Origin of the sequence: Azospirillum himalayense (assembly GCF_042657465.1) — a bacterium.
Lineage (GTDB): Bacteria > Pseudomonadota > Alphaproteobacteria > Azospirillales > Azospirillaceae > Azospirillum > Azospirillum himalayense.
Window position 1 is genome coordinate 103161 of the sequence record NZ_JBHSLC010000118.1, and the last position, 14435, is coordinate 117595.

A 14435-nucleotide genomic window follows, 5' to 3' on the forward strand; every position below is an offset into this window, starting at 1 on the left:
TGACCATGGGCGGGGATTTCCCCGCCCATTTTTCTTTCGGGAAAAGGCTCTTCCCCGCTTGCATCGCGGCAAAGCCTGTGGCATAACCCGCGCCACTTCGACGGTTGGCCGCAAGTTCTTCCCGGCCAGCAACACCGTCCCGGCGCTGCCGTAGCTCAGTGGTAGAGCACTCCCTTGGTAAGGGAGAGGTCGAGAGTTCAATCCTCTCTGGCAGCACCATCCTCCCCCTCTTTGAATTTCTTTGAGAATGCTGAAGCGCAGCCGTAAGCCGGCTTGCGTGGCTTTTTGCGTTGTGCGTCTGGGCACGGATTGGGCTTGCCCCACCCTGGCCCTTCCCCACGCCCCAAAAGAAAAACGCCGCCCCGGATCGCTCCGGAGCGGCGTTTTCCTTGGAACCCGGACGGGCGCCGTCGTTAGTCGACGACGGTCACGCCACGGCGGTTCTGCGCCCAGGAGGCCTCGTTCGAACCGAGGACTGCCGGCTTCTCCTTGCCGTAGGAGATGACCTTGACGCGCGAGGCGTTGATGCCGCCGGCGACGAGGTAGTTCTTCACCGAGTTGGCGCGACGCTCACCCAGGGCGAGGTTGTACTCGCGGGTGCCGCGCTCGTCAGCGTGGCCTTCGATGGTCACGGTGACGTTCGGGTACTGCTTCAGCCAGGAAGCCTGGCGGTCCAGGGTGGCGCGAGCCTCCGGAGCCAGGTCGTAGCGGTCGAGACCGAAGAACACGCGGTCGCCGACGTTGACGACCAGGTCTTCCTGAGAGCCCGGACGGATCTGGCTGGACGTGGCGGCGCCAGTGGCGTTGGCGTTGCCGGCATCCTTCGGAGCGGTTTCGCAAGCGGCAACCAGAGCGACGGCCGCGATCAGGCTCAGATACTTGATACGCATGTCTAATGACCCCCTAAGCGACACGAGATGTTTTGACCGGATTGTGGAGCGGGAACGTTGCCGACTTCCGCCAGACCCCGACGGAAGTACCGACTTCCGGCCTTCGTCTTGAGCGACGTTCTTGCGCGCGCAAAATAGGGCTACTCCACTAGGGAATCAAGGGCGACCATGCGGGATCGGAGCCGTCGAGCGGAGTGATCACACGGCGTTCGTTTGCCCCGGTCACGTCGATGGTGTAGAGCTTCGCGCTTCGCCCGCGGCCGTCACCGGCCGGGACGTCGCGGAAGAAGCTCAGCACGCGGCCGTTCGGCGCCCAGGTCGGGCCCTCGACGTGGAACGACTCGGTCAGGATGCGCTCGCCGGTGCCGTCCGGACGGATCACGCCGAGCGCGAAGTTGCTGCCGCGCTGGCGGGTGAAGGCGATCAGGTCGCCGCGCGGCGACCACACCGGCGTGCCGTAGCGGCCCTCGCCGAAGGTCAGGCGCTTCTGTCCCGAACCGTCCGCGTTCATGATGTAGAGCTGCTGGCTGCCGCCGCGGTCCGACTCGAAGACGATGCGCTGGCCGTCCGGCGAGTAGCTGGGACCGGTGTCGATGCCCGGCGAATCGGTGAGCTGGGTCTGGCGGCGGGTGCGCAGGTCCAGGGCGTAGATGTCGGTGTTGCCGTTCTGCGCCATGCTCATGATGACCTTGTTGCCATCCGGCGAGAAGCGCGGGGCGAAGGTCATGCCGACGAAGTCGCCGAGGACTTCCTGGCGGCCGCTGTCGATGTTGAACAGGTACACGCGCGGCTTCTTGTTGAAGTACGACATGTACGTGATTTCCTGGGTCGCCGGCGAGAAGCGCGGCGTCAGGACGAGGCTCTTGCCGTCGGTCAGGAACTGGTGGTTCTCACCATCCTGATCCATGATGGCGAGTTGCTTCTTGCGCGCGTTGGCCGGGCCGGATTCCGCCACATAGACGATGCGCGTGTCGAAATAGCCCTCTTCGCCGGTCAGCCGCTTGTAGATGGCGTCGGCGACGATGTGGGCGATGCGGCGCCAGTTGTCGGCGGTCGCGGTGTAGCTCAGCCCCTGCATGTACTGGCCGGCGGCGACGTCCCACAGGCGGAAGTCGACCTTCATGCGGCCATCGCCCATGGCGGTGGTGTTGCCGGCGACCAGCGCCTGGGCGCCGACGGCGCGCCAATCCTGATAGCGCGGCTCGCCGGAGCGGAGCTGGTCCGGGGTCTGCAGGAAGCCCTTGGGGTCGAGCGGACGGAACAGGCCCGACCGCTCCAGATCGGCGGCGACCACCTTGGAGATGTCCGAACCGACCTGCGCCTCGCGCCCGCCGGCACCGGCGAAGCTGGTGATGGCGATCGGCAGCGGCTCGACCACGCCCTTGGTGATGTCGATTCGCACCTCGGCGCGGGCCGGGGCGGGCGCCGCGACGCCGAGGGCGAGCAGCAGGGCGCCGGCGCAACCGGCGGCCTTCAGCAGGAGCCTCGTCTTCTTCGTCATCGTCAGAACATGTCCCTCGGGTCGAAATTGAACACGAAGTAACGCCACTCTTCATACCGGGCGGGCGTGAAGTCGCCGGAGAACTCGCTGATGGGCAGGGGGCTGGCCCGCTTCACCGCGCGCAGCGCGGCGTCGGCCGATGCCCGGAAGGCCGCGTCCGACATGTAGCGGGAGCGGTACCTCTCGTTGATCGTCGCGTTGAGGACCGAACCGTCGCGGCCCAGCTCAACGATGATCTCCACCTGCATGTTCCCGGCGTCCTTGCGGCCCGGGTCGAAGTTCCAGTTCTTGCTCACCGCGCCGCGGATGCCGTCGATGGCGCGCCCGGACGGCTTGAACGGCTTGTCCGGACCGTTCACCGCCTTGGCGGCCCCCGAGGGGGCCGGCGATGCGGCGGCGTTCTGGGTCGGCTTGGCGTCGGCCTTGCTCTCGGATGCCGCCGGCTTGGCCGGGGCGTTCTTCTGAACGTTCTTCAGAAGGTCGGCCAGCGCGTCGGTCTTCTCCGGCGGCTTCTCCGGCTTCTTCGGCTCGGCCTTCGGCGTCTCCGGCTTGGCCGGCTCGGGCTTCTTGGGCTCGGGCTTCGGCGGTTCCGGTTTGGCCGGTTCCGGCTTCGGCGGCTCGGGCTTCTTCGGCTCCGGCTTCGGGGGCTCGGGCTTGGGAGGCTCAGGCTTCGGCGGTTCCGGTTTGGGCGGCTCCGGCTTCGGAGGCTGCGGCTTCGGTTCCGGCTTGGGCTCGGGCGGCTTGACCACTGGCGCCGGCTCCGGATCGGGCGGCGGCGGGGGCGGTGCCGGCTTGGGCGGCGGCGGCGGTTCGCGCGCCGGGGGCGGCGTCACCTGGGCGACCTTGGGCGGCTCCGGAACCTTCGGCTCGGGCCGGGGCGGCGGCGGGGGCGGCGGCTCGCTGGCCGGCTCCGGCGGCGCGGGGGCCGGCGGGCTCGGCTTGGCCTCGGGGACCGGCGGCTTGGGAGCCGACGGCCTGGGCTCGCCCTTGTCGACGCGCGCGGCCTGGGTCACCTCGCCCATGTCCACGATCTCGATCGGGATGGACTCGGGGATGTCCAGCTTGCGATCGCTGGGCGGCATGCCGAGCACGAACAGCGCGACCAGCGCGACGTGCAGCGTTGCCGAGGCGATCAGGGGTTTGCGCATGGGTCAGCCTTCAACTCGCCGTGGCGTCTCAGCGCTGCGCCGAGCCGCCGACGCGCGGCCCGGTGGCGCCCGGCCCGCTGGGCATCTCGGCGACCAGCCCGACCTTCTTGAAGCCGGCGGCGCTCATGGTGCCCATCACCTCCAGCATCTTGCCGTAGGCGATCTTCGCGTCGCCGCGCACCAGGATGCGGGCGTCCGGGTTGTTGTTGGTGACGGCGATCAGCAGCGGCACCATGTTGGCCGTCTCCACCGCCGTCTCCTGCACGTAGATCCGGCCGTCGGACTGTACGGTCACGAAGAGCGGGTCCTTCTGCGCCTCCAGCGGGGCGGCGTTGGTTTTCGGCAGATCCACCGGCACGCCGACGGTCAGCAGCGGCGCCGCGACCATGAAGACGATCAGCAGCACCAGCATGACGTCGATGAAGGGCGTCATGTTGATGTCGGCCATCGCGCGGTATCCGCGGCGGCGGCCCCGACCGTGGCCGCCCTTTCCTGCGAACTGGGCTCCCATGTCAGGCGGCTCCCCGCTCCTCGAGGTGGCGCGACAGGATCGCCGAGAACTCGCCCGAGAAGGTCTCCAGCCGGTCGGCGTAGCGGCCGAGGTCGGTGGTGAACTTGTTGTACGAGATCACGGCGGGAATGGCGGCCACGAGACCCAGCGCCGTGGCGAACAGCGCCTCGGCGATGCCGGGGGCGACGACGGCGAGGCTGGTGTTGCCCGACGCGGCGATGGAGGTGAAGGAGTTCATGATGCCCCACACCGTGCCGAACAGGCCGATGAAGGGGGCCGTCGAACCGACCGACGCCAGGAAGGTCATATAGCGCTCGGCGCGCAGCATCTCGCGCCCGATGGTCACCGACATGACGCGCTCGACCCGCTGCTGCAGCGACCCCTTCATGGAGCCGATGCCGCGGTCGGCGGCGTGGCGCCATTCGCGCATGCCGGCGGCGAAGGTCGCCGACATCGGATCGCTCGGGTTCTGGCCGATTCGGTCGTACAGCGCGTCCAGCGAGCCGCCGGACCAGAAGCTCTCCTCGAAGGCGTCCGCCTGCGCGTTCAGGCGGCGGATGCGCATCAGCTTCTCGATGATGATGGCCCAGCACCACACCGAGGCAACCAGCAGCATCAGCATCACGACCTTGACGATCATGTCGGCCTGCCAGAACAGGCCCCACATCGTGATGTCGTGAGCCTTCGCCGCGGCCCCGACCACCTGGGCGGAATTCAGATCCATCGCAGTCAGTCTCGCTTCTGCCTTTTGTACAAATCGATGAGCGCCTCGCGGACCGGCGCCGGAAGGCGCGCGGGACGTCCGGCCCGGTTACCAGTCAAATTGATCATCGCCAGTTGAATCACCGCCCGCGCGAGGTCGCGGCCGTCGCGACGGGCAAGTTGTGCAACTGCGAAGGAGGCACCGCCGGTATCGGTGATTCGCGTCACCACTTCAAGCGTATCCTCGAGCTTTGCGGGAGCGACAAAATCGATCTCCGCCCGTCGTACCGCAAATGACACACCGTCGCTTTCGGCCAGCCCGGCGTTGGTGAATCCGGTCAGCCGCAGCATCTCGGTGCGTGCCCGCTCGAAGAAGCGCAGGTAGTTGGCGTGATAGACCAGTCCCCCGGCGTCCGTGTCCTCGTAGTAGACCCGCAAGCGCAGCCTGTGCTGCGCGTTCTCGTCAAACCAGCCTGATAGATTCACCAACCCGGTACGGTCAGACATCGCCATCCTCCGGGTCCGGGTTGGCCTCCGACAGCCGGTCCAGCAGGTCGAACTGGCGGGTCGGCGCCGACGGCGGGTTGAGGCCCAGATAGCGGAAGCCCTGGTCGGTCAGCATGCGCCCGCGCGGGGTCCGCTGCAGGAAGCCCTGCTGGATCAGGTAGGGTTCCACCACCTCCTCCAGCACGTCGCGCTGCTCGCCGAGCGCGGCACCCAGCGTGTCCACGCCCACCGGGCCGCCGTTGTAGTTGTTGGCGATGATGCCGAGATAGCGACGGTCCATGCTGTCGAGGCCGAGCCGGTCCACCTCCAGCCGGGTCAGGGCGGCGTCGGCGATGCGGGCGTCCACCTCCGGCACGCCGGCCACCGCGGCGAAATCGCGCACCCGGCGCAGCAGGCGCCCAGACACGCGCGGCGTCCCGCGCGACCGGTTGGCGATCTCCCGCGCCCCTTCCGGCGTGATGAGCATGTTCAGCACGCCCGCGGCGCGGCGGACGATCAGCTCCAGTTCGTCCGGCTCGTAGAATTGCAGCCGCACGGGGATGCCGAACCGTTCGCGCAGGGGGCGCGTGATCAGGCCGGACCGGGTGGTGGCGCCGACCAGCGTGAAGGGCGGCAGGTCGATCCGGATGGACCGCGCCGACGGGCCTTCGCCGATGATGAGGTCGAGCTGGAAATCCTCCATGGCGGGATAGAGCACCTCTTCCACGGCGGGATTAAGGCGATGAATCTCGTCGATGAAGAGGACGTCGTGCGGCTGCAGGTTGGTCAGCAGCGCGGCGAGGTCGCCGGCCCGCGCGATGACCGGGCCGGAGGTGGCGCGGAAGCCCACCCCCAGCTCGCGCGAGACGATCTGGGCCAGCGTCGTCTTGCCCAGGCCCGGCGGGCCGAACAGCAGCACATGGTCCAGCGCCTCGCCGCGCGAACGGGCGGCCTGGATGAAGATCGACAGGTTCTCGCGCGCCTGCCGCTGACCGATGAACTCGGCGAGCGAGAGCGGGCGGATCGAGGCTTCCCCGTAGTCGCCGGCGCCCCGCCCCGGCTGCACCAGCCGGTCGGGATCGGAGCCGTTCTGGTCGGCGGTCATTGGCTGAGTTCCTTAAGGCCATGGCGGATCAGCTCCGACACGCCGGCCCCGTCGCCCAGCTTGCGCCCCGCGGCCACGACGGCGCCGAACGCCTCCGACCGCCCGTAGCCGAGGTTGACGAGGGCCGAGACGGCGTCCGCCATGACCATGTTGTCGGGGCCGCCCGCCGCCGGCGCCGCCTTGCCGCCCGCCGCCGGAGCGGCGGAGGCCGAGGCGCCGAGGGTGAGGTTGCCCACCTTGTCCTTCAACTCGTTGACGATGCGCGCGGCCACCTTCGGCCCCACGCCGTCGGCGCGGGTGAGCGCCGTCTTGTCCTGCGCAGCGATGGCGCGGGTAAGCTGGTCCGGGTCCAGCACGCCGAGGATCGACAGGGCGAGGCGCGAGCCGACGCCCTGGATGGTGGTCAGCAGCCGGAACCAGTCGCGCTCGCCGGAATCGGCAAAGCCGTAGAGGGTGATCCGGTCGTCGCGGATGAAGGTTTCCACGACCAGCGCCCGCCGCTCCCCCACCGCCATGCGCGACAGCGTGCGGTTGGAGCAGGCGACTTGGTAGCCGACCCCGTTGACGTCCACCACCACCCAGTCGGTCCCGACCGAATCCACGACACCGGTGAGCTTGGCGATCATGGGGAATTCTCCTTGTCCCTCAAACGCTGGAGGGGATCACGGCGCAACACGGTGGTCGCAGAGAGCGCCGTGCGGATGGTTTCGAGAACGCCTTCCAGATTGTCGTTCACGTCGTTGTTCCAGAAGCGCAGCACACGGAAGCCGGCCTGTTCCAGCATGCGCGTCCGGCGCTCGTCATAGGGCGCCTGATCGGCGTGCTGTCCGCCGTCCAGTTCGATCACCAACCGATGGTCGTGCGCGACGAAATCCACGATGAAGCCGACAATGGGTTCCTGCCGACGGAATTTGGCTCCCATCTGCGCGTTCCGCAAACGTTGCCATATGATCTTTTCCACTTCCGTGGAATCGCGCCGCATCTGAACGGCTCTGTTGGTGTGCAAAGGCATCGGCTTGTCCTTCGCAACCGGCAACAATACCCCCTCTCCCCTCTGGGGAGAGGGTTGGGGTGAGGGGGTTGCGCGTGTGCCGGACATCACGCCACGCGCAACCCCCTCACCCGGCCCTTCGGGCCACCCTCTCCCCAGAGGGGAGAGGGACTGCACATCGCCCCGGCGCCACATCTGCCAGCTTGCGCGGTGATGCGCGTGGCAGATCGCCACGGCCAGGGCGTCCGCGGCGTCCGGCGTGGTGATGGCGCAGCCGGGAAGCAACAGGCGCACCATGGCTTGCACCTGCGTCTTGTCGGCCCGGCCCTGCCCCACCACGGCCTTCTTCACCATGTTGTTGGCATACTCGGCGACCGACAGCCCGGCCAGCGCCGGGACCAGCAGGGCCACCGCCCGCGCCTGCCCCAGCTTCAGCGTGGAGACCGCGTTGCTGTTGACGAAGGTCTCCTCCACCGCCGCCTCGTCGGGGCGGTAGCGCTCCAGCACCTGGATCAGCGCGTCGTGGAGCTGGCACAGCCGTTCGGCCAGCGGACGGTCGCCGTCGGAATGGACGGCACCGTCCGCCACATGGGTCAGCCGGTTGCCGGACACGTCGATGACGCCCCAGCCGGTGTGGCGGAGGCCGGGGTCCAGCCCCAACAGGCGTACGGGCGGCTGTTGCGCCGCCCCGTTCCTTCCGGCCTGCCCAAGCACCCCGGTTTCCTCCGCTCCGCGACCCGCTGTCAGGCCGTCAGCTTCTGCATCAGCTCATCGGAGATGTCGAAGTTGCCTTCGACGGTCTGGACGTCGTCGTTGTCCTCCAGCACGTCCAGCAGCTTCATCAGGCTGGCCGCGGCGTCCTCGGACGGGGCGACGGTGTTCAGCGGCTTCCAGGTCAGGCGCGCGCTCTCCGCGCCGCCGAACTTGGCCTCCAGCGCGTCGCGCACGATCGCGAAGTTCTCCACCGTGGTGGTGACCTCGTGACCGTTCTCGTCGGACGCCACGTCCTCGGCGCCGGCTTCCAGAGCCACCTCGAACACGGCGTCCGCGGCGGCGGCGGCGGCCGGGTAGTAGATCGCGCCGACGCGGCTGAACATGAAGCTGACCGAGTTCGTCTCGCCCAGCGAGCCGCCGTACTTGGTGAAGGCCGAGCGCACTTCCGACGCCGTGCGGTTGCGGTTGTCGGTCAGCGCCTCGACGATCAGAGCGACGCCGCCGGGGCCGTAGCCCTCGTACCGCACCTCGTCGTAGTTCGCGTCGTCGCCACCGCCGGGCGTGCCCTGCTTGATCGCGCGGTCGATGCGGTCGCGCGGCATGTTCTGCACGCGGGCCGCGGTGATCGCGGCGCGCAGGCGCGGGTTGGCCGCCGGATCGGGCAGGCCGCCCTTGGCCGCCACGGTGATCTCGCGGGCGAGCTTGTTGAAGATCTTCGACCGCTTGGCGTCCTGCGCGCCTTTGCGGTGCATGATGTTCTTGAATTGGCTATGACCGGCCATGCGTCGAACGAGCCCCAGATGGATTCAAAGATACAAGGTCTTGTGAAACAGCTTGGAATGCGGTGGGACACATGTACCAGCCTTTGTGCGCCACCGCACGCCTTCGGCGCCGGAGACGACACCTACCCATATAGAAAGTCAATATGGCAGTATTGGGGCGCCCCTTTTGCGCCCCGCGGGGCCGGAGCCGGCGGCGCGGATCAGCCCCGGACCGGCATGGACTGGCTCAGCCGCCCGCCCAGCCGAACCGGCTGGATGCTGGTGGCGAGCCCGGTGCGGTCGTCCGTCTCGACGTAGCAGCCGCAGACCGTGCCCTCGCCTTCCGCCGGGCTCAGCCGCTCGGTGGGCAGCTTGCGGATCAGCTTGGCCATGGCGACTTCCTTCTTCATGCCGATGGCGCTGTCGTAGTCGCCGCACATGCCGGCGTCGGTCAGATAGGCGGTGCCGCCCTTCATCACCACATGGTCCGCCGTCGGAACATGGCTGTGCGTGCCGACCACCAGCGAGGCGCGGCCGTCGCAGAAATGGCCCATGATCATCTTCTCGCTGGTCGCCTCGCCATGGACGTCGACCAGGATGGCGTCGGCGCCGTTGGGGCCCAGCCGGTGGGCGCGCAGCACCCGGTCCACCGCGGCGAAGGGGTCGTCCATCGGGTCCATGAACAGGCGCAGCATCACGTTCATGACCAGCACCTTGCGCCCGCCCCGCGCCTGCAGCAGCACGAAGCCGCGCCCGGGCGTCCCCTCCGGGTAGTTCAGCGGACGGATGATGCGCGGCTGCTGGTCAATCGCCGCGACCAATTCCTTCTGGTCCCAGGAATGGTTGCCCAGCGTCACCACGTCCACACCGGCGGCGAAGAACTCCTCGGCGATCTTCACGGTGATGCCGAAGCCGCCGGCGGCGTTCTCGCCGTTGACCACGGTCAGGTCGGGGTCGAGCCGCTCGCGCAGCGTCGGCATGTGCGCAATCACCGCGTCGCGTCCCGACCGTCCCACCACATCACCGAGAAACAAAAGCCGCATCGTCCCCAACCTTCATTGCGCAAAGCGGAGCGTCTCGCGCTCCGTCAGAATCCAATCGAGCCGCTCGTCGTGCGCCCCGCAGGGCACCGCGTCCATCTCCTGCGCGGCGAAGGCCATGCCGACCGCCAGGACCGGGCGGATCGCGCGCAGGGCGTCCAGCGTCCGGTCATAGTAGCCGGCTCCGTAGCCCAGCCGGTGCCCGCTGCGGTCGAAGGCCAGCATCGGCACCAGAAGCACGGCCGGGATGACCTCGGGCCGGTCGGCGCCCGGCTCCTGGATGCCGTAGCGGCCGGCGGCCAGCGGCAGCGCCGGGTCCCAGTCGCGGAAGCTCAGCGCCTGCCCGCGCGGCCCGGACACCGGAAGCGCGATGGAGCGCCCGCCCGTCCTAAGATGGAGCAGCAAAGGCCGCACGTCGAGTTCCGAACCGAGCGGCCAGTAACCGGCGACCGGGCCATCGGGGAGAAGCCCCGGCCGGACCAGCTCCTCCAGGAAGCGCTCGCGCAGAGCATCCGCGGCAAAAGCGCGCATCTGGTCATCGCTGAGGGAATCGCGCCGGGCGCGCGCCTGGGCTCGGGCGGCATCCTTGGCCGCGCGCGGGTCGGTCATCGTCGCCTGGAAACGTCGGGAAGATTCAGGGGAGAGGTGGAAGGTGCCGCCTTGGCCGTTGGCATTGCTTATCCTCCATGACCTGCAGAGCAGGTGGGCGCCGTGTAACCGGACCAGGGTCCGGACAGGGACAGCTCCCGAGAGTCTAAGATTATCGGCCCTGGGGATTATTGCGACCTGACGAACCAGGCAGCGACCTTCCAAGAGCTAACTTAGGCGCGCTCGAGCCGCGCGGCAACCTCTTCGATGCGCAAAGCGACATTGTCCACGGCGGCGGCCACCTCGGCCTCGTTAACCGTGGACAGCGGGGCGAGACCGCGGCCCGCCATCACGTCCTGCATTTCGTCGGCCATGACGATGGCGGTGAGGACGAGCATCTGCGCCTCCGACCCGGATTTCCCGCCGCCGGTCACCTGCTTCAGCTTGGCGTCCACGAAGCCGGCCAGCTCACGCAGGCGGGCTTCCTGCCCGTCCTGGCAGAAGACGCGGTAGGCCCGCCCGTTCACCTCGATGTCCACCTGGGCCATGGCTCAGTTCTCCAGAACCGCTTCGAGACGGCCGATGGCCGCCTCCAGACGCTTCGACACGGTTTCCGCGTTCTCCTGGGCCCGCGCCTGCTCGATGCGGGCCTCCCGCAGGGACTCGCTCAGCTCCTGCTCGCGCTTGGCCACCCGTTCCTCGCGGGCACACGCGGCATGCTCCAGACGATCCACGGCCTTGGAGAGGCGGTCGAGCGCGGCTTTCAGGGAATCCATGGGCGGGGAACCTTGACGGACGGATGGACGGCTGAGGGATGCAGTTCGCACATGCATAAAATGCCGAGCGCTACAGTTGGGCCCGCCACGCCGCCCCGTCAACCGGAATTACGCCGCAGTTCACGGTGGAATTGGCGCCGTCACAATGCGCCGGAAGCCGGACCGCCATCCCCATTCCCGTGTTGACCTGCGCACACGGGTTCTGCATGGTGCGCGCGTCCTGCGGGAAGCCTTGTTTCCCGCCCAATCGGTGTTGCCCAATACCATTCGGCCCCACCGTTCGTTGCCCGCCTGCCCACGGGAACTTTCTTCAGGAACCCTGCCCGATGTCCGCTGCTTCCGCCGCCACCCCGCCCGCCCCCATCACCACCATGGCGAACGCCATCCGCGCGTTGTCCATGGACGCGGTGGAGGCCGCGAAGTCCGGCCACCCCGGCATGCCGATGGGCATGGCCGACGTGGCCACGGTGCTGTTCACGCGCTTCCTGAAGTTCAACCCGAAGCAGCCGGCCTGGGCCGACCGCGACCGCTTCATCCTATCGGCCGGCCACGGCTCGATGCTGATCTACTCGCTGGGCTATCTGACCGGCTATGAGCGGATGACCATCGACGAGCTGAAGCGCTTCCGCCAGCTCGGCAGCCTGACGCCGGGCCACCCCGAGGTCGACCCGTCGCTCGGCATCGAGATGACCACCGGCCCGCTGGGCCAGGGCGTCTCCACCGCCGTCGGCTTCGCCCTGGCGGAGCGCATCACCAACGCCCGCTTCGGCGACGACCTGATCAACCACTACACCTACGTCATCGCCTCGGACGGCGACCTGATGGAGGGCGTCAGCCACGAAGCCTGCTCGCTGGCCGGCCATCTCGGACTGAACCGCCTGATCGTGCTGTGGGACGACAACCACATCTCCATCGACGGCTCGACCGACCTCAGCTTCACCGACGACACGCCGGCCCGCTTCCGCTCCTACGGCTGGAACACGGCGACCGTCGACGGCCACGATCCGGAGGCCGTCGCCAAGGCCATCGAGGCCGCGCAGACCTCCGACAAGCCGACGCTGATCGCCTGCCGCACCATCATCGGCAAGGGCGCCCCGAACAAGGCCAACACCCACGGCTGCCACGGCTCGCCGCTGGGCGCCGACGAGGTGGCCGCCACCCGTGAGAATCTCGGCTGGCCGCACGAGGCCTTCGTCGTCCCGCAGGACGTGCTGGACGCCTGGCGCGCCGCCGGCACCCGCGCCGACGCCGCCTACGCCGACTGGGCGGAGCGCGTCGCGGCGCTCGACCCGTCCGCCCGGAAGGCGTTCGAGGCGGCCATGGACCGCGGCGTTCCCGCCGGCCTGGACGAGCTGATCGGCGCCTTCAAGAAGAAGGTGTCGGAGGACAAGCCGAGCTGGGCGACCCGCGTCGCCTCGGGCAACGTGCTCGACATCCTGGTCCCGGCGGTGCCGGAGATGATCGGCGGCTCCGCCGACCTGACCCCGTCGAACAACACCAAGGCGAAGAACACCGCCGACGTGAAGGGCCGCGGCGAGTTCAACGGCCGCTACGTCCGCTACGGCGTGCGCGAGCACGGCATGGCCACCGTGATGAACGGCATGGCGCTGCACGGCGGCGTCATTCCCTACGGCGGCACCTTCATGCAGTTCGCCGATTACTGCCGCCCGTCGATCCGTCTCGCCGCGCTGATGAAGCAGCGCTCGATCTTCGTGATGACCCACGACTCGATCGGCCTCGGCGAGGACGGCCCGACCCACCAGCCGGTGGAGCATCTGGCCGCCCTGCGCGCCATCCCGAACCTGCTCACCCTGCGCCCGGCCGACGCCGTGGAGACCGCGGAGTGCTGGCAGATCGCGCTGGAGCGGGTCAACGGCCCGTCCGTCCTGGCGCTGACCCGCCAGAACGTGCCGACCCTGCGCACCGAGCACGCCGCCGAGAACCGTTCCGCCCGCGGCGGCTACGTGATCCTGGAGGCCGAGGGTGAGCGCAAGGTGACGCTGCTCGCCACCGGCTCGGAGGTCTCGCTGGCCGCCGAGGCCCGCAAGGCGCTCCAGGCCGAGGGCATCGGCGCCGCCGTGGTGTCGATCCCGAGCTTCGAGCTGTTCGAGGCGCAGGACGACGCCTACAAGGCTTCCGTTCTCGGCAGTGGCGTCCGCGTCGCGGTCGAGGCCGCCATCCGTCAGGGCTGGGACCGCTGGCTCGGCTATCCGGGCGCCACGGCCGTCGCCTTCGTCGGCATGAGCGGCTTCGGCGAGTCGGCTCCCTATCAGGAACTCTACAAGCACTTCGGCATTACCGCCGAGGCCGTGGTCGCCGCGGCGAAGGCGCGCCTGTAAAAGAGCGAGCGTTCGCGGGATCGGGCTCCGGGCCGGTGGTCCGGGGCTGACAATGACCGCCCCGGACCACACATCCGGGGCCGGGAGTTACCGCCCCAAGCCGGATGGTTCGGGGTCGGGGAATGCCAGACTGGAGGAAAAACAATGGCTGTTCGGGTAGCGATCAACGGTTTTGGCCGTATCGGCCGTCTGGTTCTGCGGGCCATCTACGAGAGCGGCCGCAACGACGTGGAGGTCGTGGCGATCAACGACCTGGCCGACCTCAAGGCCAACGCCCACCTGCTGAAGTACGACAGCGTCCACGGCCGCTTCCCCGGCACCATCGAGACCCGCGACGGCGAGCTGATCGTCAACGGCCACTCGATCAAGGTCGTGCAGGAGCGTGACCCGGCCAAGCTGCCGTGGAAGGATCTGGGCATCCAGATCGCCATGGAATGCTCGGGCATCTTCACCAAGCGCGCCGACGCCGCCAAGCATCTGGAGGCGGGTGCCGAGAAGGTGCTGATCTCCGCCCCGGCCACCGACGAGGACATCACGGTGGTCTACGGCGTCAACCACGACCAGCTCAAGGCCGATCACCGCATCGTCTCGAACGCCTCGTGCACGACGAACTGCCTGGCCCCGGTGGCCTTCGTTCTGAACAACCTGATCGGCATCGAGAAGGGCTTCATGACGACGATCCACTCCTACACGGGGGATCAGCGCATCGTCGACACCAACCACAAGGACCTGCACCGCGCCCGCGCCGCGGCGCTGAACATGATCCCGACCTCGACCGGGGCGGCCAAGGCGGTGGGCAAGGTGCTGCCCGAGCTGAAGGGCAAGCTGGACGGCACCGCCATGCGCGTGCCGACGCCCAACGTCTCGGTGGTCGACTTCAAGT

At 68.5% G+C, this 14435-nt stretch carries 16 protein-coding genes, 1 tRNA gene, 1 other RNA gene and 1 pseudogene; 3 read left to right on the forward strand and 16 right to left on the reverse strand.

What is annotated here, in order from left to right:
• The first annotated feature begins 144 nt into the window (after positions 1–144).
• Positions 145–219: transfer RNA gene (locus ACFPMG_RS32385), tRNA-Thr, on the forward strand.
• A 194-nt stretch (positions 220–413) separates the two neighbouring features.
• Here the strand turns inward: ACFPMG_RS32385 and pal are convergent.
• The 16 genes and pseudogenes from pal to ACFPMG_RS32465 form a co-directional block, all read right to left on the reverse strand.
• On the reverse strand, positions 414–890 hold the full coding sequence (pal, locus tag ACFPMG_RS32390; RefSeq protein WP_109069629.1) for a peptidoglycan-associated lipoprotein Pal: 477 nt from the start codon (positions 888–890) through the stop codon (positions 414–416).
• A 148-nt stretch (positions 891–1038) separates the two neighbouring features.
• The gene (tolB, locus tag ACFPMG_RS32395) at positions 1039–2391 is read right to left on the reverse strand and encodes a Tol-Pal system beta propeller repeat protein TolB (RefSeq protein ID WP_376999947.1); all 1353 of its coding nucleotides are present in this window, start codon (positions 2389–2391) and stop codon (positions 1039–1041) included.
• 2 nt (positions 2392–2393) lie between these two features.
• On the reverse strand, positions 2394–3539 hold the full coding sequence (locus ACFPMG_RS32400) for a hypothetical protein (RefSeq protein WP_376999949.1): 1146 nt from the start codon (positions 3537–3539) through the stop codon (positions 2394–2396).
• Positions 3540–3567: 28 nt separating this feature from the next.
• Positions 3568–4050: a protein TolR gene (gene tolR, locus ACFPMG_RS32405; RefSeq protein WP_376999951.1), complete on the reverse strand. Its 483-nt coding sequence runs from the start codon at positions 4048–4050 to the stop codon at positions 3568–3570.
• A gap of 1 nt (position 4051) precedes the next feature.
• Positions 4052–4774, reverse strand: coding sequence for a protein TolQ (gene tolQ / locus ACFPMG_RS32410; RefSeq protein ID WP_035674005.1), 723 nt, complete (start codon positions 4772–4774; stop codon positions 4052–4054).
• Positions 4775–4779: 5 nt separating this feature from the next.
• A complete protein-coding gene (ybgC, locus tag ACFPMG_RS32415) occupies positions 4780–5259 on the reverse strand; it encodes a tol-pal system-associated acyl-CoA thioesterase (RefSeq protein ID WP_376999954.1) in 480 nt (159 codons plus the stop codon).
• Positions 5252–6343, reverse strand: coding sequence for a Holliday junction branch migration DNA helicase RuvB (ruvB, locus tag ACFPMG_RS32420; protein ID WP_376999956.1), 1092 nt, complete (start codon positions 6341–6343; stop codon positions 5252–5254). The genes ybgC and ruvB overlap by 8 nt, the downstream gene beginning before the upstream one ends.
• Positions 6340–6969, reverse strand: coding sequence for a Holliday junction branch migration protein RuvA (gene ruvA, locus ACFPMG_RS32425; RefSeq protein ID WP_038527205.1), 630 nt, complete (start codon positions 6967–6969; stop codon positions 6340–6342). Before ruvA ends, ruvB begins: the two co-directional genes overlap by 4 nt.
• The gene (locus ACFPMG_RS32430; protein WP_377000291.1) at positions 6966–7529 is read right to left on the reverse strand and encodes an endonuclease domain-containing protein; all 564 of its coding nucleotides are present in this window, start codon (positions 7527–7529) and stop codon (positions 6966–6968) included. The genes ruvA and ACFPMG_RS32430 overlap by 4 nt, the downstream gene beginning before the upstream one ends.
• A gap of 9 nt (positions 7530–7538) precedes the next feature.
• A pseudogene (ruvC, locus tag ACFPMG_RS32435) lies at positions 7539–8048 on the reverse strand (crossover junction endodeoxyribonuclease RuvC); the annotation flags it as partial.
• Positions 8049–8077: 29 nt separating this feature from the next.
• Positions 8078–8830, reverse strand: a complete 753-nt coding sequence (locus tag ACFPMG_RS32440) for a YebC/PmpR family DNA-binding transcriptional regulator (RefSeq protein WP_014240508.1) — start codon at positions 8828–8830, stop codon at positions 8078–8080.
• 200 nt (positions 8831–9030) lie between these two features.
• Complete coding sequence (locus tag ACFPMG_RS32445) at positions 9031–9852, reverse strand: TIGR00282 family metallophosphoesterase (protein WP_376999959.1); 822 nt, start codon at positions 9850–9852, stop codon at positions 9031–9033.
• Between the two features lie 12 nt (positions 9853–9864).
• Positions 9865–10458, reverse strand: coding sequence for a 5-formyltetrahydrofolate cyclo-ligase (locus ACFPMG_RS32450; protein WP_376999961.1), 594 nt, complete (start codon positions 10456–10458; stop codon positions 9865–9867).
• 39 nt (positions 10459–10497) lie between these two features.
• Positions 10498–10657: non-coding RNA, 6S RNA (ssrS, locus tag ACFPMG_RS32455), on the reverse strand.
• A 13-nt stretch (positions 10658–10670) separates the two neighbouring features.
• A complete protein-coding gene (locus ACFPMG_RS32460) occupies positions 10671–10985 on the reverse strand; it encodes a cell division protein ZapA (protein WP_014240504.1) in 315 nt (104 codons plus the stop codon).
• Positions 10986–10988: 3 nt separating this feature from the next.
• Positions 10989–11213 (reverse strand): hypothetical protein, encoded by a 225-nt coding sequence (locus ACFPMG_RS32465; protein WP_038527192.1) that lies wholly within the window; start codon positions 11211–11213, stop codon positions 10989–10991.
• A gap of 326 nt (positions 11214–11539) precedes the next feature.
• Here ACFPMG_RS32465 and tkt point away from each other — a divergent pair, with 326 nt between their 5' ends.
• Both tkt and ACFPMG_RS32475 read left to right on the forward strand, forming a co-directional pair.
• Positions 11540–13552 carry a transketolase gene (tkt, locus tag ACFPMG_RS32470; RefSeq protein ID WP_376999963.1) on the forward strand — a complete coding sequence of 671 codons (2013 nt, stop codon included), beginning with the start codon at positions 11540–11542 and terminating at the stop codon, positions 13550–13552.
• 144 nt (positions 13553–13696) lie between these two features.
• On the forward strand, positions 13697–14435 hold a 739-nt coding region (locus ACFPMG_RS32475), incomplete at its 3' end, for a type I glyceraldehyde-3-phosphate dehydrogenase (protein WP_376999965.1).